The organism is Flavobacterium cyclinae (assembly GCF_021172145.1).
In the GTDB taxonomy this organism is placed as follows: Bacteria; Bacteroidota; Bacteroidia; order Flavobacteriales; family Flavobacteriaceae; genus Flavobacterium; species Flavobacterium cyclinae.
The window spans coordinates 2,210,257-2,235,378 of record NZ_CP089095.1; the positions used below are offsets into that span (position 1 = coordinate 2,210,257).

Below are 25,122 nucleotides of genomic sequence, written 5' to 3' on the forward strand. Positions count from 1 at the left end.
TATCGAATTTTGTACAAAATTTTGAATCGGAAGTTATAGTTATTACATTTACATTTTAAAATTCATCTAATATATGTCTCAATCTGTTCTATCTTTAAAAAATGTTACGATTTATCAAGATAATAATCCTGTTTTAACCGATGTAAATTTGGAAGTAAAACATGGCGAATTTATTTATCTAATTGGAAGAACTGGTTCTGGAAAAAGTAGTTTTTTAAAAACACTTTATGCCGATTTAAGTTTAAAAGACGGAGAAGGACAAGTTGTAGATTATAATTTAAAAACTTTAAAAGAAAGTGATATTCCTTATTTAAGACGTAAATTAGGCGTTGTTTTTCAAGATTTTAAATTGCTTTCAGACCGAAGCGTTAAAGAAAATTTATTGTTTGTATTGAAAGCTACAGGTTGGAAAGAAAAAGAAGAAATGGATCATAAAATTGAAGAAGTTTTGGATAAAGTAGGAATGAAAGGCTTTGCTTTTAAAATGCCCCATCAACTTTCTGGTGGAGAACAACAACGCGTTGGTATTGCCAGAGCTTTATTAAACGATCCAGAATTAATATTAGCCGATGAGCCAACAGGAAATTTAGACCCTCAAACCAGTGTTGAAGTAATGGAAGTATTACGTAAAATCAACGAAAATGGAAAAACCATATTGATGGCTACTCACGATTATGCTTTGGTTTTAAAATATCCTACAAAAACATTGAAATTTGAAGGCGGAAAAATGTTTGAAGTAGTTCAAAGAACGGTGTAAATGTTATCCATTTTAATTCCTATATACAACTATAATGTTTATCCATTAGTGATGGAATTAAAATCTCAAGCTGATGAACTAGACCTTTCTTATGAAATTTTAGTTCAAGATGATGCTAGCAAAAGTTATTTAGATGAAAACACCAAAATCAATCATTTACAACATTGCTCTTACACTTTGAATCTTGAAAATTTAGGAAGAGGAAACAACATCAATCTACTAAATAATCGAGCGCAATTTGATTATGTTTTAATTATGGAAGCAGATGCTTTCCCTGAAAAAAAAACATATCTAAAAGACTTAATTACTGCTATAAATCAAGAAACACACGTTTTGTTTGGCGGTGTTTCCTATCCCAAAATAAAACCTGAACAAGCGAATTTGTTAAGATGGAAATATGGAAATGAACGCGAAAGCATTTCTTTAAAAAACAGAATTAAGAATCCCTATCATTTTGTTTTTACTTGGAATTTACTTGTAAAAAAAGACATACTAACACAATTTCCATTTTCAAATAATATTACAAGTTATGGCTATGAAGATGTTGTTTTTATCAAGCAATTAAAAGAAAATAATATTATTATTCAACATATCGAAAATAAGCTAATACATTTTAATTCTGAAAGCAGTGTAACTTTTATTCATAAAACCGAAATTGCGTTAAAAACATTGCATCAATTAATCCAAAATCAAAAATTATCATCTAATGATACAAAGATTGGTAAAGTTTCTAAGCTAATCCAAGTGTTACATTTACAAAACTTAGTTTGCTATATTTTTAGTAAAATTTCAAAAAAATGTATCGCTAATCTCACTTCTACAAATCCAAGTTTATTAATTTTAGATTTTTATAAATTAGGTTATTTTTTAAATATTAAATAAATGCGAATATTACTAATCAATAACTTTGATGAACAAAATCGGCTTGGAGGAGTTGAGCACTATTTGCATGAATTAATTCAATATTCTAGAAAAAATAATCCAAATTTGATTTTTAAATGGTTTGGAAAACAGAAGATAAAAACCAATTGGTTTGAAAAAATTTACAACAAAACAATCACTCAAGAAATTATAAAAGAAATCAATACTTTTCAACCCGATGTTATTCATTGTTTTAGCATTGGTGCTCCAGTTACACCTCACTTCATGAAATATGCCAAGCAAAAAGGCATTCCGATAGTGTATTCATTTAGAGATTATTATTATATCTGTCCAAAAAATTACATGATAACTGATACAAATGAAGTTATTAAACATCATGAGAGTGGATTAACCTGTATTCTACATCACACGCCTAAGAAAAATATTCTTTTTGATACGTTATTGCATTTCAAACAATCGTATCATAAAAAGGTTATAAAAAAGCATATTGATTACTTTATAACTCCATCTGATAATTTAACACAATTTGCTAAAACTCATTTTAAGAAACCTGGAAAAACATTAGCGAATCCCATTTTATTTGGACAAAATCAAAACTCAAATTCAGAAGGAAATTACATTTTATTTGTTGGCCGATTGGTTCCTGAAAAAGGGGTTTTAACCTTATTAAAAGCTTTTGAGAACATATCAAAACAGTTACCAAATGAAAAATTATGGATTGTAGGCGATGGAATTCAGAAAGAAGAACTTGAAAATTTTACTAAAAACAACAACATTGAAAACGTTACTTTTTTAGGAAATAAGAACCGAGAAGAATTACAAGAAATCTATCTAAATTCTAAATTTTCGGTAGTTCCGAGTGAATATTTAGAAGCGTATGGTAATGTAATTTTAGAAAGTTTATCTTTTGGGAAAACTGTAATCACAAGTGATTTGGTTGGAATTAAAAATGAAATTGAAGAAAATCACGTAGGTTTAACGTATGCTTTTCAAAGTCAAAAATCATTAGAAGAAAACATCATAAAACTTCTTACTAATCCTGATTTAAAATCAGAATTAGAACAACATATTCCAAACTATTTAGCAACCAAAACTTTTGAAAATCACTTTTCCGAATTACAAAAAGTGTATGAAAATTTAAGTAGAAGAAATAGCTAGAAACTCCTCAAATTCGCGAATATAATCGTCTTCATCAAAAACATCAGAAGCCACGACTAAACATACAGCACCAGAAGAAAAATCTTTCAATTCACGCCAAACTCCATTAGGAATCAACAAACCTTCGTAAGGTTTATTCAAAGTTACTTTTTGTACTTGTTTGCCATTGTTCAAAACAACATCAAAACTACCTGAAAGCGCTACCAAAAATTCGTGTTGTTCTTTATGCGAATGTCCGCCTCTTTCAGCTCCAGCTGGAACATCGTACAAATAATAAACGCGTTTAATTTCAAAAGGAACAACGTCTTTTTCAATGACAGATAAATTGCCTCTAGGATCTTCTATTTTAGGTATTTTGATTATTTTAATTTCCATAATTTAAAAGTTGTAACCAATGGTTTACAATTACATTCGACTTAAATTTTGCCACACTTGAAACCGCATTAGATTTACAGTTTTGATACAAAACCTCGTCTTCTACAAATATATTCATTTTGTGAGTTAATTCAGTAAAATTCTGATTCTCGACTAAAATTCCGTTTTCGTTATTGAAAATCATTTCGTTTGGACCACTTTCACAATCAAATGAAATAACAGGCGTTCCTATACTCAACGCTTCTAAAACTGTCATTGGAAAACCTTCATATTTACTAGATAAAACCAAGAATTTAGCATTTGAAATATAATCTGAAACATTGGATTTGAATCCTAATAAATGAACAAACGCACTTACCTTATTTTCTAAAATTGTCTTTTCAATTTGTTCTTGCTCATCTCCTACTCCTAAAATTACCAAATGAATGTTCTTTTGTGGTAAAATCGAATTGGAATAACTTGCAACCAATTTATCAAATTGCTTTAACGAAACCAATCTCCCGACTGCAATACAATAATCAAATGGTAATGTTTCAGACTTTGAAACTGGTTTTAAATCAAAAGCATTTGGAATAACAATAGCTGAATCAAAACCGTATTTTGTTGCAAGTTGCTTCTTGATAAAATTTGAAACTGTAACCACTTTAAAAGCTTTTTGCAACATTTGCTTAGCAATAAAATTGTTAGCAGTTAAATACGTTGCATTTTGACTGCTATGAACGGTATAAATGAATTTTTGGTTGCGATAAATAAAATTGAGAAACAACCATTCCATTTTAGGATTGATGCGATGACGAAAATCAATTATGTAATCAAACTTTTGATTTTTTAAGTAACTTTTTAATTTAAAATATTTTAGAAACTTCGAATAATTACCAAAAGTGACTAATTCCCCCCCGTGTTCATATTCGATTAAATTTTCCAAAACCAAAGTATGCACTTCAATTCCCGCATCATGAAGCATTTTGGTTGTTGTGCCAAAAACGCGTTCCAAACCACCTTCGGCCAATTTATAACCCACAATGGCTACTTTTAATTGATTTTTTGAATGGTTTGTCATTTTGATGCGATTAGTTTCTTAATTTAGCATAAAAATAGATTTAAAAACCCAATATGCAAAATTTTCCACTAGTTAGTGTCATTTGTTTATCTTACAATCACGAAGCTTATGTAGTGGAAGCCTTGAATTCGGTTATTAATCAAACGTATCCCAATATTGAATTGTTAATTGCAGATGATTGTAGTACGGATAATTCTGCAATAGTGATTGAGAATTGGTTAAAGGAGCATCCAAATGTTCAATTTTTATCTAATAATACGAATTTGGGAAGTAATAAAACGTTTAATCAATTGGCTAAAATTGCTAAAGGCGAATACATTATAGATTTGGCAGCCGATGATGTTTTACTTTCTAATTGCATTGAAAAACAAATTGCTACGTTTCAAAATTCAAAATATAAAAATCTAGGAATTGTCTATGGAAATTTGATTGAGATTGATGAAGATGGTGCATTTTTAAAGAATTATTACACGGAAGATGAACACCCTGAAAGTGGTGATATTTACAAGATGGTTATTGGAAGAACGACCAAAATTTGTTCGGTTTCTTCGATGGTAAAAAAATCAGTTTTTGAACAATTGGGTTATTATGATGAAACCTTAGCTTATGAAGATTTAGATTTATGGATCAGAGCTTCAAGAGTTTTTGAATTTGAATATATTCCTGATTTATTAGTAAAAAAGAGAATTCTAACTACTTCTCTAAGCGCTTATTTTACTCAAAAAAAGAATTCAAGAACAAAAAGACTTCACGAATCAACATTGAAAATTCTTTACAAAGCATTTGAATTGAACCAATCAAGAGAAGAACACAAAGCGTTGTTAGGAAGAATTCGATTTGAATTTTACAAATTTTTAAAATCGAGAGATGTTGTACTTTTAGCAAAGTTGCTTATCTTAGAACTAAAAACCCGATTAAAAATCGTTTTCTAAATTAGGATTGGATTTTGTTTTTCAACTTAAGTACCGCATACACTGAAGAGGTAATAAATAGCGCCCAAATTATTGGATTCTGATAAGAAAAATCAAACCAATTAAACGAAAGCAAAGCGATTGCTCCTATTACCATTGAAAGCACAATTATTCGTTTTGTTTCTATAGAATAGGAAAAACTATAGTTTTTAGTAACTGTAAAAAAGTTATACAATAATGAAACCAAAAATACTATTGCAAAAGCAAAGCCTAAGCCTTTTAAACCGAAATAATACGTACAAACTACTGAGCAAATAACATTTACAATATCACTTAAAAGGTTTTGCTTGAAGAATAATTTCTTGTTTCCTTTTACCAATGAAATGAATCCAATTGGCCAAGCAATTGTTTTAAAAATCAATCCTATTAAAGCGATTTTTAGAATTAATAAAACATCTAAAAACGAATTGGAATACAACAAAACAACTAATTGAGGTGCAAGCAAATACATCAACAACACTAGAGGTACTACTAAAAATAAAGCAAATTGCGTTTGATCATTAATATATTTTTCAAATGTTGGTTTATCACTTTCTAGATTACACAATTGAGGATAAAAATCATTTGACATTACAATGAAAATTATTCCCAAATAGCCAATTAAAATTGTGTAGCTCACCTGAAAAACCCCTAAAGCTTCAATTGATAAAAAATCTTTTAAAAACAGACGAATTACGTAAAAAGCTAATTGATTGATCAGAGTTCCTAATGATAAAATTATTCCCAATTTCACCATGGGCAATCCTTCAAAAAAGACTTGTTTTAATGTTAGGTTATTTTTTTTAAAACGAATTGTATTTTTTGTATTGAAATAAACTACTAAAAATGAAACAATTGCAGAAATTAATATGGCAATAGCAATTCCGTTTATTTTAAAAAAGAAATAACAACCTATAGCCAAAAACATTTGAATAAAGGAAATAATAACCTGGATTTTAACCATTTTTTTGATTTCTCGCCTTCCTTGTAAAATGGACATTCGAGCAGAAAAAAGAGCAAAAAAGACAAAATAAAAGGCAACTAAAACAAACCACAAATAAGAACTATTTGAAGGATAGGTGTTTTTGAAAAAAGAATACGAAATTAACCCAAAGAAAACAGCACCTAATAAACCCGAAAACAAAGACCAATAATAAATGATGCTAATCATTCTCTTTTCTTTGTTTTTTACCTCTTCAGATTCTTTATTTAGTAAAGCTATTTCTCTTACACTACTTGAAGTCAATCCAAAATTTACAATTCCAAAAAGTATGCTTAATAAATTTTCAACTATACCAATAATACCAATTCCTACAGCACCTAAATAAATAGCTGCAATTTTATTAGTGATAATTTTAGTTCCAATTTTAACAAAATGCGAAGCACCAAAAATTTTTGTGCTTTTAAAAATTGGACTATAAAAATTTTTCTCTTGCATGCGTTTGGCCTTAGCAATTTATTGTAATTCTTTTATAACATTCGCCGGATTTCCAGCGGCTATAACATTAGAAGGAATCGATTTTGTTACAATACTTCCATTTCCAATTACAGCATTATCACCTATTATAACTCCTTTTAAAATAGTCACATTATCTCCAATGAAAACATTATTTCCTATTTTTATTGGAGCACTATTTGGAATACCCTTTTTTCTTTTATCCACTGCTAAATTGTGACCATCATTATCAATAAATGAACAATTTACTCCCACTAAGACATCATTCCCAAATTCAATTGAATGAATTGCTTCAATTGAACAGTTATTGTTAAAATAATTGTTATTCCCAAAAACAATTTTTGCATCAGGATTTCTAGCTTCAACATAGGTGTATGTAGCATAAAATTGGGGTGATTCTTTATATCCAAACTTACAATTTGAGCCAAAAGAAATCTTTCCTTTACCTATTAAGAGTAAAGGTTGATGTTTAATAGGATTTCCGATAACATTTTGACATTCAGACAAAATATTGTATTTCCAAATCCTACATTTGACAAAAACTATTTTTTTAAATAAACTCAATATACCCATTTAATACTTATTTAAAACAGTTATGATATGTTGAATTTCGGAAACTGTCAATCCCGAATTCAATGGAATACTCAACACTTCATCATGAATTTTTTCAGTGATTGGAAAAGATAAATTATTCCAATTAGACAATGCTTTTTGTTTGTGAGGTGGAATAGGATAATGTATCATGGTTTCAATTCCGTTCTCTTTTAAATAATCTTGTAAATGATTTCGGTTTGAAGTACGAATGACAAACAAATGAAACACATGATTATTAGACAAATCCCAATAAGGCAATGTAATTTTATCATTTTTAATTTCAGAAAGATATTGTTTTGCTACTCTTCTTCGAAATTCATTTTCAGCTTCTAAATGCTTTAACTTAATATTCAAAAAAGCCGCTTGTAGCTCATCTAATCTAGAATTTACACCTAAAATTTCATTCTCATATTTTACTTTCGAACCATAATTTCGCAAAGAAAACAAAACTTCTGCCAATGCATCATCGTTAGTAGTGATTGCACCTCCATCACCTAAAGCACCTAAATTTTTACCCGGATAAAAACTATAGGCAGTTGGGTGATGGGTGTTGGGTGATGGATGAGCCTCATCAGATAACTCAGACTGAACACTTTTTAATGAACACTGAACACTAAATCTTGCACCATGTGATTGCGCTGCATCTTCAATAACTAGTAAATTATGTTTTTGAGCAATTTCGTTTATAGCTTTCATTTCGCATAATTGACCGTAAAGATGAACTGGTAAAATAGCTTTGGTTTTGGAAGATATTTTGGCTTCAATTTCTTCCGGATTAATGTTGTACGTTTCCAATCTAGGTTCGACTAAAACAGGAATCAAATCTGCTTGCAAAACTGCTAAAATACTTGCAATATAAGTGTTAGCAGGAACAATAACTTCATCTCCTTTTTGTAATTTCCCTAAATGTATGTAGGCTTTGAAAATGAGCACTAAAGCATCTAATCCATTCCCAACACCAATACAATATTTAGAACCACAATAAGAAGCAAAATCTTTTTCAAATTGCTTAACTTCATTTCCTAAAATATACCAACCTCCCTCTAAAAATTGCTTCATCTTATCTTGAAAAGCAAATTCAAAAGGTTGGTTAATTTTTTTTAAATTGAGGAAATGTATCATAATAAAACGTTATCTAACAGGATGTAATTATTAATTTCTAGTTCGTAAAAGTCTTGGGTTATACTTTTTGCACCAAAGCTTTCTTTCCAATACAATAACCCTTCATTGATATTTTTACCGTGATTTTCATTAGAAATTCCAAAATCGAAATATTTTTTGTTTTTAAAAACGTTGGAAATTAAATAATCGTGTAAAAAATCTAAACTTCCTAATTCGTTTTTATCTGAATTACCAGAAATATATTGCGAATGCGCTACAAAATTGGATTCAAAAATAGTGGTTCCAGCAACAATTGTATCGTTTTGATACACGTTAAATTGTCTTATATTTTCTGGAAATTTAGAATGCAAATATTGAATTTCTTGTAATGAATGAACAGGTTTAGCTTGATGTTTTTCAGCTAAATTAGGAATTAAAATTTCGGTCCAAAACGATTCAAAATTTGCTTCTTCTCTTACTACTAAATTATTTTTTATGCCTCGTTTGATTCCGTTTTTTCGATCTCGTGAAAAAGAAAATGAAGACGACATATCCAAAACCGTCAAAACATCTCTTCGGATCAAATTACCCCTCATCAAAAACATCAAATAACGCAATTCATCGGATGGCATTTTATGATATATGGCAGGAATTTCTTTGAAAATCATCTTGTTACAACCGCATGTTTTCAAAAATTCAAAAATTGACTTTGCGATGAAAATACAATCAGAAAGTTTTGTTTTTTCTTGAAGAATTATACCTCCATAAGTCAATCCTTGATGTGAAAAAAGAGTATCTTCTTGTCTATTTGCTGGCAATAATGCTATTAATTGTTCCGAATCATCAAAAACCAATAAAGAAAAATCTTCAAAACGATCTTGATGATATTCCATAAAATCTCGGTGAAATAAAAAAGTAGCATTTTTAGATTTTGCTACAAATTCATTCCACAAAAAATAGAATTCCGAACTGTATTTTTTTACTTGATAGTTTTTCAAAAATTAACTTTTATTGCGGAAAATTACTAAATTTTTATGGCATCTGATTTCTTTATTCTAATTTTTAAAAAATTTATATTAAATTAGAACCAAATTTTCACAAAATCAACATGTTAAAAAAATTACTTTCTTTCTTTTTTTTACTACAATTATTCCCTGTTTTATTAAAAGCTCAGGATATTTCATTATACACCCAAATCAATGGCCGTTATGATTTTACTTTCATTGGAAATACTCTAAATCCGTCTGAAAATACAAATTTTTCACCAACATTTTTATTTACCTCTTCCTCTGCTACTTTAAATCTTTCTCCTGATGATAGAATTGAAAGAGCTTATTTATATTGGGCTGGAAGTGGACCTGGTGACACCAATATAAAACTTAATGGTGTTGATTTTACTCCTGATATACTAAGTAATGTAGTAGGAACCGCTAATAATTTTACCTATTTCAGTGCTTTTAAAGATATCACAACTTTTGTACAATCTACTGGAAATGGTGTTTATACAATTTCCGATTTTGATTTAAACAGCTATGTTTCCACCTATATTTCAAACGCAACACATTTTGCAGGATGGGCCATATTAGTGGTTTACGAAAACCCTAATTTAACATTAAACCAATTAAACATTTATCAAGGATTAGAAGCATTATCTCCTAATCGCCCATTAGGTATTATTGATTACATGACAATACAACTTGATAATCTGTATTTAATTAGTAATACGGGTGCCAAAATAGGTTTCATTGCTTGGGAAGGCGACCGTTTTATTCAAGAAAGCGAGCGTTTGAGTTTTTCCGCAAATGGAACAACAAATATTCTTAGTAATCCATTAAACCCTAGTAACAATGCTTTTAATGGGACGAATACTGAGACGAATTCTTCCAATCTATACAACATGGATTTAGATGTGTATTCGATTGAAAATTATATTGTTCCAGGTACAACATCCGCAACGGTATCGTTACAATCAGGACAAGATTATGTGATGTTAAACACCGTTGTAACCAAACTTAACAGCCAACTTCCAGATGCTACAATTGTACTTGAAAATCCAATAATCAATTGTAATTCTAGAGAAATTACTATTGATTATATTGTGTCTAATTTTAATAGTACTGAAGTTTTAAATGCTGGCACTCCAATAACTTTTTATGCTGACGCTCAACCTATAACTACCATTTTTACGCAAAACATCATTCCGATTGGAGGAAGCGAAATTGGAACTATAACACTTACTATTCCAAATACAATTCCTTTAAATTTCAACTTAACCGCAAATGTTGATGATTCAGGAAATGGAACCGGAATTCAACCCGAATTAATCGAAACCAATAATTCATTCCAAATAGCAATAGAATTAATTGTATCTCCAACTTTTAACAATTTAGAGCCATTAACAACTTGTAATTTAGGGTTAACTCGCGGTATTTTTGATTTTTCAAACTATTCCGAAATTGTAAAAACAGACCCAAGTCATATCGTTACATTTCATGAAAGTTATAATGATGCTGTACAAAATAGCAATCCCATAACTACTATTTCAAATTACGAAGCCATTACAACACCAAAAGAAATTTTTGTACGAATAGATAATGGATGTTTCTCAATCACTTCTTTTTTGTTATTAACTGAAAATTGTCCTCCAACAGTTTATAATGCAGTTTCTCCTAATAATGACTTTTCAAATGACACTTTTTTTATTGATGGACTTCGAGATGTTTTTGTGAATTTTGAATTGTTGATTTACAATCGTTGGGGAAAACATTTATGGACAGGAAATAACAACAAACCTGATTGGGATGGGTATGTTGAAGATGGCGTTGGAACTACTTTAGCTCCTGATGGAACGTACTATTACATCCTTTATTTAAATGATCCAAATTATCCAGAACCGCTTACAGGTTATCTTTATTTAAACCGATAAAACTTAACAAACAAAAGTTAAAATTTATTAAATACGTTTTCCTGAATATTAAAATCAGAGATAATTTTTATCTTTAGCCTTTACAAAAACTAAAAATCATGAGATACTTATCGTTATTGTTAGTATTCTGGCTTACAATTAGCAGTCAAGCACAAGAATATTTTCCTAAAAATGATGGTGTAAAACAAAGCTTTAAAAACTACACTGCGTTTACAAATGCCACCATTTATGTATCAGCTACGCAAAAAATTGAAAAAGCCACGCTGTTAATCAAAGAAAACAAAATTGTGGAAGTAGGCACTTCTGTCAACATTCCAAAAGGAGCCAATATTATTGACGCCACAGGTAAAACTATATATCCATCTTTTATTGAATTGTATAGTGAATTTGGAATCAACAAACCAAATCCAAGACCTAATGGAAATTTCACACCACAATACGATACCAATCGTGAAGGTTATTATTGGAATGATCATATTAAGCCAGAATACAATGCGTATGAAAACTTAAATTATGATTCAAAAGCCGCTGGAGGTTTAAGAGAAGCTGGTTTCGGAACTGTTTTGAGTCATCATAACGATGGTGTAATTGCTGGAACAGGTTTATTATGGACATTAAACGATTTTGGTTCTAATGCAGATAGAATGTTAAAAGACAAAGTTTCACAACATTTCACATTTAGCAGAAGTAAATTTACTAAACAAAGTTATCCTTCTTCTTTAATGGGAAGTATGGCGTTAATTCGTCAAGTATTTCATGATGCAAAATGGTATGCACAAGGAAATGCAACTAATAAAGACTTATCTTTAGAAGCTTTCAATGCGAACAAATCTTTATTGCAAATCTTTAACGCTGGTGATAAACTAAACGCATTACGAGCAGATAAATTAGGTGATGAATTCGGAGTAAAATACCTAATCAAAGGAAGTGGAAACGAATTTGAACGCATAAACGAAATCAAAAAAACGGGAGCAACGTTCATCATTCCATTAAACTTCCCAGATGCTTATGATGTTTCAGACCCTTACTTAGCACAACAAGTAAGTTTGAGCGATATGAAATTCTGGAATCAAGCACCTTTCAACTTGAAAATTTTAGAAGAAAACAATGTTCCTTTTGTAATTTCTACTACAGATTTAAAAGATACAAAATCCTTTTTATCCAACTTAAGAAAAGCGGTAACTTATGGCTTACCAAAAGAAAAAGCACTATTAGCATTAACAGAAAATCCTGCAAAATTGGTTAATCAATTTGATAAAGTAGGTTCTATTTCTAAAGGAAAATTAGCCAACTTCATCATTGTTTCCGGAGATATTTTTGAAGATAAAAGCAACATCTTAGAAAACTGGGTGCAAGGAAATCGAAACATTATCGATAAAATTAATCCTACCGATATAAGAGGAACTTATGATTTAGTATTTGATAATCACAAATTCGAATTAAAAATCGAAGGCGAAACTTCAAAATTTGAAGCTAAAGCGGTTAAGGACAGTATCAACTTTGGAACAAAAATTCAATTCAACGATCCTTGGGTGAATTTAGTCATCAAAAATCAAGATACTACAAAAGCAAACTTCGTTAGACTTTCTGGAACTTTTGTAAAAGAAATGATGCAAGGAAAAGCCGTTTTAGAAAATGGAAACGAAACAACTTGGACAGCGACTAAAAGAGCTACAGAAGTTAAAGAAGATAAAAAGAAAGACGGTAAAAAAGACGAACCAAAAGTACCATCAATGTATGCCGTAACCTATCCAAATGTTTCATTTGGAACTACGGAAAAACCAATACAAGAAACAATTCTTTTCAAAAATGTAACCGTTTGGACTGGAGAAAAAGAAGGAAACTTAAAAGAAACAGATGTTTTAATCCAAAACGGAAAAATTGCAAAAATTGGTAAAAACTTACCATCAACCGGGGCAAAAGTAATCGATGGAAGCGGTAAACATTTAACTGCAGGAATCATTGACGAACATTCTCACATTGCCATTTCAAATGGAGTTAACGAAGGTGGTCAAAATTCATCAGCAGAAGTTACTATTGAGGATGTGGTAAATTCAGATGATATTAATATTTACAGAAATTTAGCAGGTGGTGTTACTTCGGCTAACTTATTACATGGTTCTGCAAATCCTATTGGTGGTCGTGCGGCATTCATCAAATTAAAATGGGGTTATTCTCCAGATGAAATGTTAGTAAAAGACGCTCCTAAATACATCAAATTTGCATTAGGAGAAAATGTAAAACAATCGAATTGGGGTGATTTTGCTCGTAATCGTTTTCCACAATCTCGTATGGGAGTAGAACAAGTGTATGAAGACTATTTCACAAGAGCAATCGAATATAAAAACGAGTGGGATGCTTACAAATCGGGTAAAGGCAAAAACAAAGTAATGCCAAGATTTGATATTGAAATGGAAGTAATTAATGAAATTTTAGCTAAAAAGCGATTCATTACGTGTCACTCTTATGTACAATCAGAGATCAATATGTTAATGAAATTTGCAGAACGTTATGGCTTCAAAATTCAAACTTTCACACACATTTTAGAAGGATACAAATTAGCGGATAAGATGTCGGCTCACGGCGTTGCGGGTTCTACATTTGCAGATTGGTGGGCTTACAAATATGAAGTTAATGATGCCATACCATACAATGCAGCGATTATGATGAACGAAGGTGTTAAAGTATCTATCAATTCAGATGATGCTGAAATGTCACGTCGTTTAAATCAAGAAGCAGCAAAAACAGTAAAATATGGAAACGTAACGGAAGAAGAAGCTTGGAATTTCGTAACCTTAAATCCAGCAAAAATTCTCCAAGTGGATAACAAAGTGGGAAGTATAAAAGTAGGAAAAGATGCTGATGTCGTACTTTGGTCAGATAGTCCATTATCAATTTACACAAGAGCAGAAAAAACTTTAGTAGACGGAATCATTTTCTACGATTTAGAAAAAGAAACGGAAACTTTAGCATTGATTCAAAAAGAAAGAGCTGAATTAATCAATTTAATGTTAGACGCTAAAAACAAAGGAATGAAAACGCAATTACCTAAGAAAAAAGAAAACGGTCACTACCACTGTGATACTTTAGGAGAATATTGCAAAGAGTCTCATTATAAATACAATTAACAAAACGATTATTTCTGATGAAAAAGTAAAAGGAAATAAATCAATCGAACAATTGTCCCCTTGAGGGGACTTTAGGGGTGTAAAAATCATGAAAAACAAAATCATTCCATACAAGTCACATTTGAAAGATTTCGCAAGAGAGCTAAGAAAAAACAGCACACTTAGCGAAGTGATTCTTTGGCAAAATATAAAGATGAAAGGTTATGATTTTCAATTTCACAGACAGGTCCCTATGTTAGATTATATCGTTGATTTTTATTGCCATGAGTTAAGGTTAGCTATTGAAATTGATGGTGACAGCCATCTTTACAAATATGAATATGATAAATTCAGACAAGGCGAATTAGAAAAATTAGGAGTACATTTTTTACGTTTTAGTGATATTGATGTAAAGCAAAACTTATTTTCTGTTTTATTATCTATAGAAAAAGAAATCGAAAGACTAAAAACACCCCTAAAGTCCCCTCAAGGGGACAATCCTACTAATTAAGTTCAGAGTAAATCTTAGTTAGTTTTTGAATATTTTGATAAAATTTTAAAAAATTTATAAATGAAAAAAATAACATTCATTCTTTGTATAATTTCTTTGTTAGGCTTTGCCCAACAAACGCCAGCGCCAAAACAAAGTAAATCCATATTAATCTTAGGTGCTAAAGCGCATTTAGGAAACGGACAAGTCATTGAAAATAGTTTAATTTCGATTATTGATGGAAAAATCGCTAACATCGGCGATGCTAGAGTAATGAAACCAGCCAAACACGATATTGTGATTGATGCTTCAGGAAAACATGTTTACCCAGGATTTATTGCTCCCAATTCAACTTTAGGTTTAGTTGAAATTGATGCCGTTAGAGCTTCGGATGACGAAAGTGAAATTGGAGAGTTCAATCCACACGTAAGAAGTATTATTGCGTATAATGCTGAATCAAAATTAGTAGAAACTACACGCCCAAACGGTGTTTTATTAGCCCAAATTACACCAAGGGGTGGAAGAATTGCTGGTACTTCATCAATTGTTCAATTAGATGCTTGGAACTGGGAAGACGCTTCAATTAAAACTGATGATGGAATTCACTTAAACTGGCCAAGAAGTTATTCAAGAGCGGGTTGGTGGGCAGAACCAGGTGGAATTGAAATGAACAAAAATTACGAACCTCAAGTAAAAGCGATTCAAGACTATTTTGAAAATGCTTTTGCATATTTGGGAAGTAAAAATGCTAAAAAAGATATTCCTTACGAAGCTATGAAAGGAGTACAATCAGGTAAAAAAACCTTGTTTGTAAATGCAAATGGTGAAAAAGAAATCATTGATGCCGTTTTATTCAAAAAGAAAAACAACATTAAAAAAATGGTAATTGTGGGTGGATATTACGCCTTTAAAGTAGCTAATTTACTTAAAGAAAATGAAGTTGGCGTATTATTAAAACGCGTTCACGATTTACCATTATTAGAAGACGAAGATGTAAATCTACCCTACAAAAATGCTAAATTATTAGTTGATGCTGGAGTTTTGGTAGGTTTACAAAATGCAGGTGATATGGAACGTATGCAAACTAGAAATCTTCCATTTTATGCTGGAACTTGTGCTGCTTGGGGATTATCTAAAGAACAAGCATTACAATTGATTACAGGAAATTCCGCTAAGATTTTAGGAATCGACAATCAATACGGAACATTAGAAGCTGGTAAAAGTGCTACGTTATTCATATCAGAAGGAGATGCTTTAGACATGAAAAGCAATGTTATTTCTTTTGCTTTTATCGATGGACGACAAATTAGTTTAGAAAGTCACCACACCGAATTGTATGAACGATACAAAGGAAAATTCGAACAACAAAAAAAATAAGACCAAAAGCCTTTCAGTAAATGAGAGGCTTTTTTGTATTTTTGCCACTTAATTTCAAATTCATGAAACAAATCACCTCGGTTCAAAATCCGTTTATTAAATCGTTAGTTCAATTACAGGAAAAAGCAAAAGTTCGTAAGCAAACAGGCACTTTTTTAATTGAAGGAAAACGCGAAATTGAATTGGCGCTAAAAGGTGGTTATAAATTGGAAACTATTCTATTTTTACCTGAAATCATCTCGGATAGAGAAATAAAAAACTTTGTCAAATCGAGCGAAGTCGAGATTATCGAAATCTCAAAAGAAGTCTATCAAAAATTAGCGTATCGCGATACAACTGAAGGTATTTTAGCTATTGCCAAAACCAAATCCTTAGCTTTATCCGATTTAAAACTATCTAAAAATCCTTTAATTTTAGTTGGTGAATCTTTGGAAAAACCAGGAAACGTAGGTGCTATTTTAAGAACAGCTGATGCCGCCAATATTGATGCTGTTATCATTGCTAATCCAAAAAGTGACTTATACAATCCAAACATTGTTCGCTCAAGTGTAGGTTGTTTATTTACTCGACAAATAGCCGTTGGAACTACCGAAGAAGTTATTGCTTACTTGAAAGGAAACAACATTAATATTTACTCGGCTACATTACAAGATTCAACAGAATATCACACCCAAAACTACACCACTCCAACTGCTTTAGTTGTAGGAACTGAAGCTACTGGTTTATCAGAAAAATGGCGAACCGAAAGCACTAAAAACATTATCATTCCTATGCAAGGTGAAATTGACTCAATGAATGTTTCGGTTGCAGCCGCTATTCTACTATTTGAAGCCAAAAGACAACGCGGATTTTAGACTTTCTTCTTTTCTCTTTTTTCTATTTTCTAGATTTGCACAATTAGAAAAATTAGCTTACTTTTCGTTAGTTAAAGTAAAACTATGACAGAGTTAGAATTAGAAGCCGAAAATAAAGCCATAGCGCAAGAATATAAAGAATTACTTCGCATTAGTTATCAAACCCTTACAGATGAAGATAAAAAAATCATTCGAAAGGCATTTGATGTAGCTGTTGATGCTCATAAAGACCAAAGAAGAAAATCGGGTGAAGCCTATATATTTCATCCTATTGCTGTTGCTAAAATTGTAGCTAGAGATATTGGTTTAGGAGCTACTTCTATCGCAGCAGCATTAATGCATGATGTGGTAGAAGATACCGAAATCACCGTTCAAGACATTGAAAAAATGTTTAATCCTAAAATTGCTCAGTTAGTTGAGGGATTAACCAAAATTGCTAAAGTAAAAACGGATCAAGAAATTTCTGTTCAAGCGGAAAATTTCCGTAAAATGTTGTTAACCTTAAATGATGATGTAAGAGTAATTTTAATCAAAATTGCCGACAGATTACACAACATGCAAACAATGGAAAGTATGGCGGATTATAAACAAGCCAAAATTGCTTCCGAAACACTTTATATTTATGCTCCTTTAGCACATCGATTAGGACTTTACAACATTAAAACCCAACTTGAAGATTTAGGTTTGAAGTATACTGAACCTGAAATTTACAACGATATTGTTAGCAAAATAAAAGAAACTAAAGAAGAACAAGATGCTTATATCAAAACTATTTCAGATGTATTAAGCAAATCGCTAGTTGATGAAGGTATTGAATTTACAATCAAAGGGAGACCAAAGTCGATCTATTCCATCAGAAGAAAGATGAAAGCTCAGGGAGTTACCTTTGATGAAGTGTATGATAAATTTGCACTCCGAATCATCTACAAAGCGGAACAACATGATGAAAAGTTTCTTGCCTGGAAAATTTATTCTCTTGTTACTGACCATTATAGACCTTCTCCTAGCCGATTAAGAGATTGGATTTCTTCGCCAAAATCAACAGGTTATGAAGCTCTCCATATTACTGTAATGGGTCCAAAAGGGCGCTGGGTAGAAATTCAAGTTCGAAGTGAACGCATGGATGAAATAGCTGAGAAAGGATATGCAGCTCACTACAAATACAAAAATGGCGCTACCGAAGAACACGGACTAGAAATTTGGCTGAATCAATTAAAAGAAGCGCTTGAAAATTCAACAGCTAATGCAGTTGACTTTGTTGAAGATTTTAAATTAAATTTATATTCTAAAGAAATCTATGTCTTTACCCCTAAAGGAGAAATTAAATCACTTCCTAAAGGAGCTACATCTTTAGATTTTGCTTTTAGTATACACTCTGAAATTGGTGTAAAAACAAGAGGAACCAGAGTAAATGGAAAATTAGTTCCCTTAAATCATGTTTTGAACAGTGGTGATCAAGTAGAAATTATTACCTCTGTTAATCAAAAACCAACTTCTCAATGGCTTGATTATGTTACTACTTCTCGTGCAAAAAATAAGATTAAAAACGTATTAAATGAAAATACTAAAAAAATTGCAGAAGAAGGAAAAGAAATTATTTCAAGAAAATTAAAACATTTAAAAATTACATTAAATGAAAATACTACAAATGAACTTGTAAATTTCTTTAAACTACAAACCAGTCTCGATTTATTTTATAGAGCCGGAATTGGCGCAATTGAAAACCAACAATTAAAAGATTACGCGGCTCAAAAAAGCAATACACTTGTTAATTTCTTCAAGAAAACAATTAAACGTTCCCCTTCTGCTCAACCTGATCAGATTTATAAAAACGAAATAAGTAAAAAATTTGACTTACTTGTATTTGGTGCAGAACAAGATAAATTAGACTATAAACTTTCTACATGTTGCAATCCAATTCCGGGCGATGATGTGTTTGGTTTTGTCTCTATTAATGACGGAATTAAAGTGCATCGAAAAGATTGTCCAAATGCAATTAGCATGCAATCAAATTATGCATACAGAATAATTCAGGCAAAATGGATAGATTCTTCTCAAGAAGAGTTTAAAGCAATCCTAAAAATTAAAGGAATGGACATTTTAGGATTAACAAATAATCTTACTAAAGTTATATCAAGCCAAATGAATGTTAACATTCAAAGCATCTCATTAAGTAGTGAAGCTGGCATTTTTAATGGACAAGTTACTGTAGTAGTTCAAAACAATACCATTCTAAAAAAACTAATTGATAATATTAAAAAGGTAGACGGAATTGACAAAGTAACACGTGTTTATAATAATTAACAAAAGTTAATAAATAATGGAGTACAATTATATTTTGCAACTTACATTAAATAAAAATAACACTATCTTTGCCACAATTTGATTAATAAATCGATGGAAAATAAAAATCAAGAAATTGTAAAAAATGTTTTTACAAAGTATTTAGAAGAAAAAGCGCATCGCAAAACACCAGAAAGATTTGCTATTCTTCAAGAAATTTACAATACTGCTGAGCATTTTGATATTGAATCTTTATATATCAAAATGAAAAATAAAAATTACAGAGTAAGTAGAGCAACCCTTTACAATACTATTGAGCTTTTATTAGAGTGTGGTTTAGTGCGTCGTCATCAATTTGGTCAAAATCAGGCACATTATGAAAAATCTTATTTTGACAAACAACACGATCATATTATTCTAACAGATTCTGGTGAAGTTATAGAATTTTGTGACCCTAGAATTCAACAAATAAAACAAACCATGGAGGAAATGTTTGGGATTGAAATTCAAAACCATTCACTTTACTTCTACGGAACAAAAAAACAACAATAATTGACTATTCAAAAATTAATATAACCCGTACAGACAATCCACTGACTTGTCTGTACAAATAACAACAAACAACAACACAATGACTGTAGATTTACTACTTGGATTACAATGGGGCGACGAAGGAAAAGGGAAAATCGTTGACGTTCTAACCTCAAAATATGATATTATTGCCCGTTTTCAAGGTGGACCAAATGCGGGACACACTCTAGAATTTGACGGAATCAAACACGTTTTAAGAACGATTCCTTCTGGAATTTTCCATAAAAATGCAATCAATATCATTGGAAATGGAGTGGTAATTGACCCAGTAGTTTTCCAAAAAGAAATTGAAGGGTTAGCAAAATTCAATATGGATGTTACTGCTAAATTATTCATTTCAAGAAAAGCCCACTTAATTTTACCAACACACCGTTTACTTGACGCTGCTTCTGAAGCTTCAAAAGGAAAAGCTAAAATCGGTTCTACATTAAAAGGAATTGGTCCAACTTACATGGATAAAACTGGTAGAAATGGACTTAGAGTGGGCGATATCGAATTAGAAGATTTTAAAGAAAGATATAGAGCATTAGCAGATAAGCATGAAGCTATGATTAAGTTTTACGATGTAGAATTACAGTATAACTTAAAAGAAATGGAAGATGAGTTTTTCACTGCTATTGAAGACTTAAAAAAATTAACTTTTATTGATAGTGAAGAATACTTAAACAAAGCCTTAAAAGAAGGAAAATCAATCTTAGCTGAAGGAGCGCAAGGTTCTTTACTAGATGTTGATTTTGGAACATACCCTTTTGTAACTTCATCAAATACAACAGCTGCTGGAGCTTGTACTGGTTTAGGAATTGCACCAAACAAAGTAAAGGACGTTTTCGGAATTTTCAAAGCATACACCACACGTGTAGGTAGCGGACCTTTCCCAACAGAAGATTTTGAAGAAGCTGGACAAACTATGGCAAAAGTAGGAAACGAATTTGGTTCAGTAACAGGACGTGCGCGTCGTTGTGGGTGGTTAGATTTAGTGGCTTTAAAATATGCGGTTCAAGTTAATGGTGTAACACAATTATACATGATGAAAGGCGACGTACTTTCTGGATTTGATACGTTACAAGTTTGTACAGGATACAATTATAAAGGACAAGCAATTCAACATTTACCTTATAACATTGAACCAGAAAATGTTACTCCAATTTTAACCGAAATGAAAGGTTGGAAAGCAGATTTAACAGGTATGACAACGTATGATGAATTACCTCAAGAATTAAAAGAATATATCGAATTTATCGAAAAAGAAGTAGAAGTTCCAATTAAAGTAATTTCAGTTGGACCAGACAGAAAACAAACGATAACAAAATAAGACTTAAAAAACGCTTTCAATTGAAAGCGTTTTTTTTATCTTTAATGAAATCAAATTTTAAACTTATGAAAAAAATAGCTGCTTTATTTTTGTTACTTATTTTTGCATCATGCTCAAATGATATTAATGATTCGGTTCAGCAAAATCCAAATAGAAATTTAACGCTATTAAAAGTTGATTTTTTAACCCATACTTTTGAAGGAGGAAATAGCTTTGAATTTAACAACATTGCTATGACAAACACTTTACCTATTGAAGAAACTTATGTAGCTCCGAGTGATTTTGGCAATTATACTTTAAAATATATTCCTACTAACGAAGTTATTTTTGATGGTCCTATCGGATGGATGGGAGGTTCTTATGATCTGCCATTAGAATTCGATTCATCTGATTATGAAACTACTACATTAAATCCTACCATCGATTTTAATGAAATTGAATATTTCTTACCAACTGCAGAAATATTAGCTTATGAAGGATACACAAACTTTGATTACTCGAGTGTTTGGAATGCAGTTAAAAATCTTCAAGTTACCAATGACTGCTTAGACAATAACGGAAAAATAGGGTTTGTTCTTTACACACCAGGTGTAGGAGTTTTCCAACCTGAAAATGCTTATTGGTTAATAATTCTTTAACAATAAACAAATTTTCAAATACTTTAAAGTGATAAAATATTCTTAATTATCAGTCGCTTTTCGAGTTTTTACTTAAATTTGGCTCAAAATAAATCCGACTTGAAAAACACATTTTTATATATCGCCTTTTTATTGTTAACGGTAACTTTATCGTTAGCGCAAGAGAAGAAAAAAATTATCATTGAAAACTCAGATTTCGTTGATATGAATCAGACAGAAATCCCTGGAGCAATTGTCTTTACTGGAAATGTTAAGATAATTCACAATGGGGTGAAAATGACTTGTAATAAAGCCTATCATTTTAAAGACGAAAATTACGTTAAAGCATTCGGAAATGTTCAAATGAATCAAGGTGATACCATTACCATGAACAGCCGATATGCAGAGTATAATGGTAACGAAGAACTTGCATATGCAACGGGTGAAGTAATTTTACGTTCGCCAGAATCTACACTTACAACAGATACTGTTTACTTTGACAAAAAAAACCAACAAGCATTTTATAATTCTTTCGGCACAATTCGAAATAAGGAAAACACCTTAAAAAGTAAATCGGGAAAATATTTTGTTGACCAAAAAAAATACAAATTTATAACAGCAGTTACTGTTACTAACCCAGAAAGCACCATTAATACAAACAACCTTGATTATTACGAAAATTCTGGTCATGCTTATGTTTTTGGTCCTTCAACTATAAACAATAAAGGAAACCTCATTTATACTGAAAATGGTTTTTATGACACCAAAAACAACATAGGAAAACTTTCTAAAAACTCTAAAATCACACTTGACAACAAAATAATTGAAGGTGACGATTTGTTCTACGATCGTAAGAAAAATTATTCCAGAGGAATCAATAATGTGAAAATCACAGATACCATAAATAAGGTAATTGCTACTGGACATTATGCAGAGTTGTACCGAAATGCCGAAACCAAAAAAGACTCTATGATTTTAACCAAAAGAGCCTTGGTAAAAACATTAGTAGAAAAAGACACCATGTACATGCACGGTAAAAAAATTATCGTTTCTGGACCAAAAGAAGATCGAATAATAAAAGCTTTCAATAACGTACGTTTTTATAAAACCGATATGAGTGGCAAATGCGATTCCTTATGGTCTAGTAATAAATCTGAATTAACAAAATTAATAGGAAGACCAATACTTTGGAATAATGACAACCAAATGACAGGTGATATTATGCATCTTATTGGAAATAACAAAACCGAAGAATTAGATTCACTTAAAGTCCTAAATAATGCCTTTATAATTCAAAAAGACAGTTTAAGCGAAAATGGTTATAACCAAATTAAAGGGCAAAATTTATATGGCAAATTTTTTAAAAACAGACTCAAAGAAGTTGATGTAGTTAAAAATGCAGAAGTTATTTATTATATGTATAATGATGCTAATGAATTTATTGGAATTAACAAAACAGTTTGCAGCAAAATCAATTTAGAATTAGAAGAAAACAAAATTGATGCAATAACATTCTTTACCAAAACCGATAGTCACATTTATCCAGAAAGTGAATTTCCAGAAAACGCAAGAAAACTCAGAGGTTTTTTATGGCGTGGCGATGAACGAATTTTAACCAAAGAAGATATTTTTCCAGAAGACGAAATTGCCTTAGATGATAAAATTCAAATTGAAGCTAAAAAGAAAGCTATTGAGGCAGAACAACCAATGCAAATTTTACCTGAAACGTTAGATTACGATTCTAAAAACAAAAAAGAAGAAAAGAAATCGGATAAAAAACTAGAAGTAAAAAAACTAGAATTAAAAAAAGTAAAAAGTAATAAATAGAAGTAGTTAGCCAAATTAACTAATCACTATTTACTTTTCACTAATGACTAAAAACATGATTGAAGATTTTTTTAAATACCAAGCGCAAACCTCTCCTCACCCATTAGCTATGGAAATATCTCTTGCTAAGGGTTCTTATATTTATGATACAGCTGGCAACGCTTACTTAGACATGGTTGCCGGAGTTTCAGCAAACACATTAGGGCATCAACCACAACGCGTGAATGATGCCATCAAAAAACAATTAGACACTTATTCTCACGTGATGGTGTATGGCGAATATGCCCAACATCCAGCAACAGAATTATGTAAATTATTAGCCCAACACCTTCCCTATCCACTTACCAAAACGTATTTAGTAAATTCCGGTACGGAAGCGATTGAAGGTGCTTTGAAATTAGCCAGAAGAGTTACAGGTAGAAGTCAATTGATTTCATGTAACAATGCGTATCACGGCAATACAATGGGAAGCATGAGCGTGATGGGATTTGAAGAACGCAAGCAAATTTTTCGTCCGTTAATTCCAGATGTGGATTTTATAACGTTCAATAACGAAGCCGATTTAGAAAAAATCACTACGAGAACTGCTGGAGTTTTATTAGAAACGATTCAAGGTGGTGCTGGATTTATTGAGCCTCAAAACGATTTTCTAAAAAAAGTACGCCAACGTTGTGATGAAGTAGGCGCTATCATGATATTAGACGAAATCCAACCTGGATTTGGTCGCACAGGAAAACTTTTCGGATTCCAAAACTATGATGTTATTCCAGATGTAGTTGTGATGGGTAAAGGAATGGGTGGCGGAATGCCTGTAGGCGCTTTCACAGCATCTGAAAAAATGATGGATTTACTAAGTCATGATCCTAAACTAGGTCACATTACCACTTTTGGCGGACATCCTGTCATAGCAGCAGCGAGTTTAGCAACATTACAAGAAGTTACCGAAACTAATTTAATGGCTGAAACTTTAGAAAAAGAACAACTTTTCAAGAAGCTTTTAGTACACCCTTTAATCAAAGAAATTCGCGGTAAAGGACTTATGTTGGCTGCAATGACCGATTCTCCTGAAATTACAAATGAAGTAATTTTACGTTGTCATAAAAGAGGTGTTATATTATTTTGGCTCCTTTTCGAAGGTTGCGCTGTTCGAATTACGCCGCCATTAACCATCAGTAATGAAGAAATTACAAAAGGTTGTGGCATTATTATTGAGGTATTAAATGAGATAGAAAAAGAATTGAAATGATGGATGATAGATGTTTGATGATGGATGTTTTATCAGTTGAAATTGATTTTTGAAATTGATATTGAAAATTGTTAATTAAATTGTTTAAAACAATTCACACCCAAAACCACTACCCCAATATTATTCCTTACTTTTAATAAGGATAAAATCATAAAACGA

21 protein-coding genes are annotated in these 25,122 nt (G+C 31.2%); 15 read left to right on the forward strand and 6 right to left on the reverse strand.

Annotated features, from left to right (window positions below; genetic code table 11):
• The first annotated feature begins 73 nt into the window (after positions 1–73).
• From LOS86_RS10285 to LOS86_RS10295, 3 genes are read left to right on the forward strand one after another with little or no spacing between them, the layout of a single operon-like run.
• The gene (locus LOS86_RS10285; RefSeq protein WP_231842018.1) at positions 74–757 is read left to right on the forward strand and encodes a cell division ATP-binding protein FtsE; all 684 of its coding nucleotides are present in this window, start codon (positions 74–76) and stop codon (positions 755–757) included.
• Positions 758–1,639, forward strand: a complete 882-nt coding sequence (locus LOS86_RS10290) for a glycosyltransferase family 2 protein (RefSeq protein ID WP_231842019.1) — start codon at positions 758–760, stop codon at positions 1,637–1,639.
• Positions 1,640–2,797 carry a glycosyltransferase family 4 protein gene (locus LOS86_RS10295; RefSeq protein ID WP_231842020.1) on the forward strand — a complete coding sequence of 386 codons (1,158 nt, stop codon included), beginning with the start codon at positions 1,640–1,642 and terminating at the stop codon, positions 2,795–2,797. It abuts the gene before it with no gap.
• Here LOS86_RS10295 and LOS86_RS10300 read toward each other — a convergent pair.
• Both LOS86_RS10300 and LOS86_RS10305 read right to left on the reverse strand, forming a co-directional pair.
• Positions 2,777–3,172 (reverse strand): sugar 3,4-ketoisomerase, encoded by a 396-nt coding sequence (locus tag LOS86_RS10300; protein ID WP_231842021.1) that lies wholly within the window; start codon positions 3,170–3,172, stop codon positions 2,777–2,779. The two genes, LOS86_RS10295 and LOS86_RS10300, sit on opposite strands and share 21 nt — an antisense overlap.
• A complete protein-coding gene (locus LOS86_RS10305; RefSeq protein ID WP_231842022.1) occupies positions 3,162–4,232 on the reverse strand; it encodes a glycosyltransferase in 1,071 nt (356 codons plus the stop codon). Before LOS86_RS10305 ends, LOS86_RS10300 begins: the two co-directional genes overlap by 11 nt.
• A 53-nt stretch (positions 4,233–4,285) precedes the next feature.
• On the opposite strand from LOS86_RS10305, the gene LOS86_RS10310 reads away from it, so the two are divergent.
• On the forward strand, positions 4,286–5,164 hold the full coding sequence (locus LOS86_RS10310; protein ID WP_231842023.1) for a glycosyltransferase family 2 protein: 879 nt from the start codon (positions 4,286–4,288) through the stop codon (positions 5,162–5,164).
• Position 5,165: 1 nt separating this feature from the next.
• Here the strand turns inward: LOS86_RS10310 and LOS86_RS10315 are convergent, their stop codons facing one another.
• The 4 genes from LOS86_RS10315 to LOS86_RS10330 all read right to left on the reverse strand — a co-directional run bounded on the left by LOS86_RS10315 (position 5,166) and on the right by LOS86_RS10330 (position 9,331).
• Positions 5,166–6,620 carry an oligosaccharide flippase family protein gene (locus tag LOS86_RS10315; RefSeq protein ID WP_231842024.1) on the reverse strand — a complete coding sequence of 485 codons (1,455 nt, stop codon included), beginning with the start codon at positions 6,618–6,620 and terminating at the stop codon, positions 5,166–5,168.
• A gap of 18 nt (positions 6,621–6,638) precedes the next feature.
• On the reverse strand, positions 6,639–7,145 hold the full coding sequence (locus LOS86_RS10320) for a DapH/DapD/GlmU-related protein (RefSeq protein ID WP_231842025.1): 507 nt from the start codon (positions 7,143–7,145) through the stop codon (positions 6,639–6,641).
• Positions 7,146–7,211: 66 nt separating this feature from the next.
• Positions 7,212–8,354 (reverse strand): DegT/DnrJ/EryC1/StrS family aminotransferase, encoded by a 1,143-nt coding sequence (locus LOS86_RS10325; protein ID WP_231842026.1) that lies wholly within the window; start codon positions 8,352–8,354, stop codon positions 7,212–7,214.
• Entirely contained in the window at positions 8,351–9,331 is a 981-nt protein-coding gene (locus LOS86_RS10330; RefSeq protein ID WP_231842027.1) for a GNAT family N-acetyltransferase, read from the reverse strand. The genes LOS86_RS10325 and LOS86_RS10330 overlap by 4 nt, the downstream gene beginning before the upstream one ends.
• A 110-nt stretch (positions 9,332–9,441) precedes the next feature.
• On the opposite strand from LOS86_RS10330, the gene LOS86_RS10335 reads away from it, so the two are divergent.
• The 11 genes from LOS86_RS10335 (at position 9,442) to LOS86_RS10385 (ending at position 24,963) form a co-directional block, all read left to right on the forward strand.
• On the forward strand, positions 9,442–11,259 hold the full coding sequence (locus tag LOS86_RS10335; RefSeq protein WP_231842028.1) for a T9SS type B sorting domain-containing protein: 1,818 nt from the start codon (positions 9,442–9,444) through the stop codon (positions 11,257–11,259).
• Between the two features lie 98 nt (positions 11,260–11,357).
• The gene (locus LOS86_RS10340) at positions 11,358–14,387 is read left to right on the forward strand and encodes an amidohydrolase family protein (RefSeq protein ID WP_231842029.1); all 3,030 of its coding nucleotides are present in this window, start codon (positions 11,358–11,360) and stop codon (positions 14,385–14,387) included.
• A gap of 88 nt (positions 14,388–14,475) precedes the next feature.
• Complete coding sequence (locus LOS86_RS10345; protein ID WP_231842030.1) at positions 14,476–14,877, forward strand: endonuclease domain-containing protein; 402 nt, start codon at positions 14,476–14,478, stop codon at positions 14,875–14,877.
• Positions 14,878–14,937: 60 nt separating this feature from the next.
• Entirely contained in the window at positions 14,938–16,233 is a 1,296-nt protein-coding gene (locus tag LOS86_RS10350) for an amidohydrolase family protein (RefSeq protein ID WP_231842031.1), read from the forward strand.
• A gap of 62 nt (positions 16,234–16,295) precedes the next feature.
• Positions 16,296–17,087: a TrmH family RNA methyltransferase gene (locus LOS86_RS10355; RefSeq protein WP_231842032.1), complete on the forward strand. Its 792-nt coding sequence runs from the start codon at positions 16,296–16,298 to the stop codon at positions 17,085–17,087.
• Positions 17,088–17,171: 84 nt separating this feature from the next.
• Complete coding sequence (locus tag LOS86_RS10360) at positions 17,172–19,391, forward strand: RelA/SpoT family protein (protein WP_231842033.1); 2,220 nt, start codon at positions 17,172–17,174, stop codon at positions 19,389–19,391.
• A 93-nt stretch (positions 19,392–19,484) separates the two neighbouring features.
• The gene (locus tag LOS86_RS10365) at positions 19,485–19,922 is read left to right on the forward strand and encodes a Fur family transcriptional regulator (RefSeq protein ID WP_231842034.1); all 438 of its coding nucleotides are present in this window, start codon (positions 19,485–19,487) and stop codon (positions 19,920–19,922) included.
• Between the two features lie 79 nt (positions 19,923–20,001).
• Entirely contained in the window at positions 20,002–21,273 is a 1,272-nt protein-coding gene (locus LOS86_RS10370; RefSeq protein WP_231842035.1) for an adenylosuccinate synthase, read from the forward strand.
• A gap of 65 nt (positions 21,274–21,338) precedes the next feature.
• Positions 21,339–21,911 (forward strand): hypothetical protein, encoded by a 573-nt coding sequence (locus tag LOS86_RS10375; RefSeq protein ID WP_231842036.1) that lies wholly within the window; start codon positions 21,339–21,341, stop codon positions 21,909–21,911.
• Between the two features lie 99 nt (positions 21,912–22,010).
• Complete coding sequence (locus tag LOS86_RS10380) at positions 22,011–23,717, forward strand: OstA-like protein (protein WP_374107571.1); 1,707 nt, start codon at positions 22,011–22,013, stop codon at positions 23,715–23,717.
• Positions 23,718–23,772: 55 nt separating this feature from the next.
• Positions 23,773–24,963, forward strand: a complete 1,191-nt coding sequence (locus LOS86_RS10385) for an aspartate aminotransferase family protein (RefSeq protein ID WP_231842037.1) — start codon at positions 23,773–23,775, stop codon at positions 24,961–24,963.
• Positions 24,964–25,122 lie beyond the last annotated feature (159 nt).